The organism is Burkholderia sp. SIMBA_051 (assembly GCF_046534915.1).
Lineage (GTDB): Bacteria > Pseudomonadota > Gammaproteobacteria > Burkholderiales > Burkholderiaceae > Burkholderia > Burkholderia ambifaria.
Genome location: NZ_JAWRXS010000027.1, coordinates 1 through 3473 on the forward strand (window position 1 = coordinate 1; position 3473 = coordinate 3473).

General features: G+C 56.1%; 3 protein-coding genes and 2 pseudogenes. 1 reads left to right on the forward strand and 4 read right to left on the reverse strand.

Features of this window, described 5'->3' with window-relative positions; all coding sequences use genetic code 11:
• Positions 1-885: 885 nt before the first annotated feature.
• Complete coding sequence (locus SB771_RS33290) at positions 886-1077, reverse strand: Rop family plasmid primer RNA-binding protein (protein WP_000165985.1); 192 nt, start codon at positions 1075-1077, stop codon at positions 886-888.
• A 31-nt stretch (positions 1078-1108) separates the two neighbouring features.
• On the opposite strand from SB771_RS33290, the gene SB771_RS33295 reads away from it, so the two are divergent.
• The gene (locus SB771_RS33295) at positions 1109-1477 is read left to right on the forward strand and encodes a hypothetical protein (RefSeq protein ID WP_410721842.1); all 369 of its coding nucleotides are present in this window, start codon (positions 1109-1111) and stop codon (positions 1475-1477) included.
• 17 nt (positions 1478-1494) lie between these two features.
• Here SB771_RS33295 and SB771_RS33300 read toward each other — a convergent pair.
• The 3 genes and pseudogenes from SB771_RS33300 to SB771_RS33310 form a co-directional block, all read right to left on the reverse strand.
• A pseudogene (locus SB771_RS33300) lies at positions 1495-1836 on the reverse strand (hypothetical protein); the annotation flags it as partial.
• 49 nt (positions 1837-1885) lie between these two features.
• The gene (gene lacI / locus SB771_RS33305) at positions 1886-2968 is read right to left on the reverse strand and encodes a DNA-binding transcriptional repressor LacI (protein WP_000805902.1); all 1083 of its coding nucleotides are present in this window, start codon (positions 2966-2968) and stop codon (positions 1886-1888) included.
• A 79-nt stretch (positions 2969-3047) separates the two neighbouring features.
• A pseudogene (locus tag SB771_RS33310) lies at positions 3048-3332 on the reverse strand (MFS transporter); the annotation flags it as partial.
• Positions 3333-3473: the final 141 nt, after the last annotated feature.

Here is a 3473-nt window from a genome sequence, read left to right on the forward strand (position 1 = left end):
CAGATACCAAATACTGTCCTTCTAGTGTAGCCGTAGTTAGGCCACCACTTCAAGAACTCTGTAGCACCGCCTACATACCTCGCTCTGCTAATCCTGTTACCAGTGGCTGCTGCCAGTGGCGATAAGTCGTGTCTTACCGGGTTGGACTCAAGACGATAGTTACCGGATAAGGCGCAGCGGTCGGGCTGAACGGGGGGTTCGTGCACACAGCCCAGCTTGGAGCGAACGACCTACACCGAACTGAGATACCTACAGCGTGAGCTATGAGAAAGCGCCACGCTTCCCGAAGGGAGAAAGGCGGACAGGTATCCGGTAAGCGGCAGGGTCGGAACAGGAGAGCGCACGAGGGAGCTTCCAGGGGGAAACGCCTGGTATCTTTATAGTCCTGTCGGGTTTCGCCACCTCTGACTTGAGCGTCGATTTTTGTGATGCTCGTCAGGGGGGCGGAGCCTATGGAAAAACGCCAGCAACGCGGCCTTTTTACGGTTCCTGGCCTTTTGCTGGCCTTTTGCTCACATGTTCTTTCCTGCGTTATCCCCTGATTCTGTGGATAACCGTATTACCGCCTTTGAGTGAGCTGATACCGCTCGCCGCAGCCGAACGACCGAGCGCAGCGAGTCAGTGAGCGAGGAAGCGGAAGAGCGCCTGATGCGGTATTTTCTCCTTACGCATCTGTGCGGTATTTCACACCGCAATGGTGCACTCTCAGTACAATCTGCTCTGATGCCGCATAGTTAAGCCAGTATACACTCCGCTATCGCTACGTGACTGGGTCATGGCTGCGCCCCGACACCCGCCAACACCCGCTGACGCGCCCTGACGGGCTTGTCTGCTCCCGGCATCCGCTTACAGACAAGCTGTGACCGTCTCCGGGAGCTGCATGTGTCAGAGGTTTTCACCGTCATCACCGAAACGCGCGAGGCAGCTGCGGTAAAGCTCATCAGCGTGGTCGTGAAGCGATTCACAGATGTCTGCCTGTTCATCCGCGTCCAGCTCGTTGAGTTTCTCCAGAAGCGTTAATGTCTGGCTTCTGATAAAGCGGGCCATGTTAAGGGCGGTTTTTTCCTGTTTGGTCACTGATGCCTCCGTGTAAGGGGGATTTCTGTTCATGGGGGTAATGATACCGATGAAACGAGAGAGGATGCTCACGATACGGGTTACTGATGATGAACATGCCCGGTTACTGGAACGTTGTGAGGGTAAACAACTGGCGGTATGGATGCGGCGGGACCAGAGAAAAATCACTCAGGGTCAATGCCAGCGCTTCGTTAATACAGATGTAGGTGTTCCACAGGGTAGCCAGCAGCATCCTGCGATGCAGATCCGGAACATAATGGTGCAGGGCGCTGACTTCCGCGTTTCCAGACTTTACGAAACACGGAAACCGAAGACCATTCATGTTGTTGCTCAGGTCGCAGACGTTTTGCAGCAGCAGTCGCTTCACGTTAGCTCGCGTATCGGTGATTCATTCTGCTAACCAGTAAGGCAACCCCGCCAGCCTAGCCGGGTCCTCAACGACAGGAGCACGATCATGCGCACCCGTGGGGCCGCCATGCCGGCGATAATGGCCTGCTTCTCGCCGAAACGTTTGGTGGCGGGACCAGTGACGAAGGCTTGAGCGAGGGCGTGCAAGATTCCGAATACCGCAAGCGACAGGCCGATCATCGTCGCGCTCCAGCGAAAGCGGTCCTCGCCGAAAATGACCCAGAGCGCTGCCGGCACCTGTCCTACGAGTTGCATGATAAAGAAGACAGTCATAAGTGCGGCGACGATAGTCATGCCCCGCGCCCACCGGAAGGAGCTGACTGGGTTGAAGGCTCTCAAGGGCATCGGTCGAGATCCCGGTGCCTAATGAGTGAGCTAACTTACATTAATTGCGTTGCGCTCACTGCCCGCTTTCCAGTCGGGAAACCTGTCGTGCCAGCTGCATTAATGAATCGGCCAACGCGCGGGGAGAGGCGGTTTGCGTATTGGGCGCCAGGGTGGTTTTTCTTTTCACCAGTGAGACGGGCAACAGCTGATTGCCCTTCACCGCCTGGCCCTGAGAGAGTTGCAGCAAGCGGTCCACGCTGGTTTGCCCCAGCAGGCGAAAATCCTGTTTGATGGTGGTTAACGGCGGGATATAACATGAGCTGTCTTCGGTATCGTCGTATCCCACTACCGAGATATCCGCACCAACGCGCAGCCCGGACTCGGTAATGGCGCGCATTGCGCCCAGCGCCATCTGATCGTTGGCAACCAGCATCGCAGTGGGAACGATGCCCTCATTCAGCATTTGCATGGTTTGTTGAAAACCGGACATGGCACTCCAGTCGCCTTCCCGTTCCGCTATCGGCTGAATTTGATTGCGAGTGAGATATTTATGCCAGCCAGCCAGACGCAGACGCGCCGAGACAGAACTTAATGGGCCCGCTAACAGCGCGATTTGCTGGTGACCCAATGCGACCAGATGCTCCACGCCCAGTCGCGTACCGTCTTCATGGGAGAAAATAATACTGTTGATGGGTGTCTGGTCAGAGACATCAAGAAATAACGCCGGAACATTAGTGCAGGCAGCTTCCACAGCAATGGCATCCTGGTCATCCAGCGGATAGTTAATGATCAGCCCACTGACGCGTTGCGCGAGAAGATTGTGCACCGCCGCTTTACAGGCTTCGACGCCGCTTCGTTCTACCATCGACACCACCACGCTGGCACCCAGTTGATCGGCGCGAGATTTAATCGCCGCGACAATTTGCGACGGCGCGTGCAGGGCCAGACTGGAGGTGGCAACGCCAATCAGCAACGACTGTTTGCCCGCCAGTTGTTGTGCCACGCGGTTGGGAATGTAATTCAGCTCCGCCATCGCCGCTTCCACTTTTTCCCGCGTTTTCGCAGAAACGTGGCTGGCCTGGTTCACCACGCGGGAAACGGTCTGATAAGAGACACCGGCATACTCTGCGACATCGTATAACGTTACTGGTTTCACATTCACCACCCTGAATTGACTCTCTTCCGGGCGCTATCATGCCATACCGCGAAAGGTTTTGCGCCATTCGATGGTGTCCGGGATCTCGACGCTCTCCCTTATGCGACTCCTGCATTAGGAAGCAGCCCAGTAGTAGGTTGAGGCCGTTGAGCACCGCCGCCGCAAGGAATGGTGCATGCAAGGAGATGGCGCCCAACAGTCCCCCGGCCACGGGGCCTGCCACCATACCCACGCCGAAACAAGCGCTCATGAGCCCGAAGTGGCGAGCCCGATCTTCCCCATCGGTGATGTCGGCGATATAGGCGCCAGCAACCGCACCTGTGGCGCCGGTGATGCCGGCCACGATGCGTCCGGCGTAGAGGATCGAGATCTCGATCCCGCGAAATTAATACGACTCACTATAGGGGAATTGTGAGCGGATAACAATTCCCCTCTAGAAATAATTTTGTTTAACTTTAAGAAGGAGATATACCATGATCCTGGACGCGGACTACATCACCGAAGA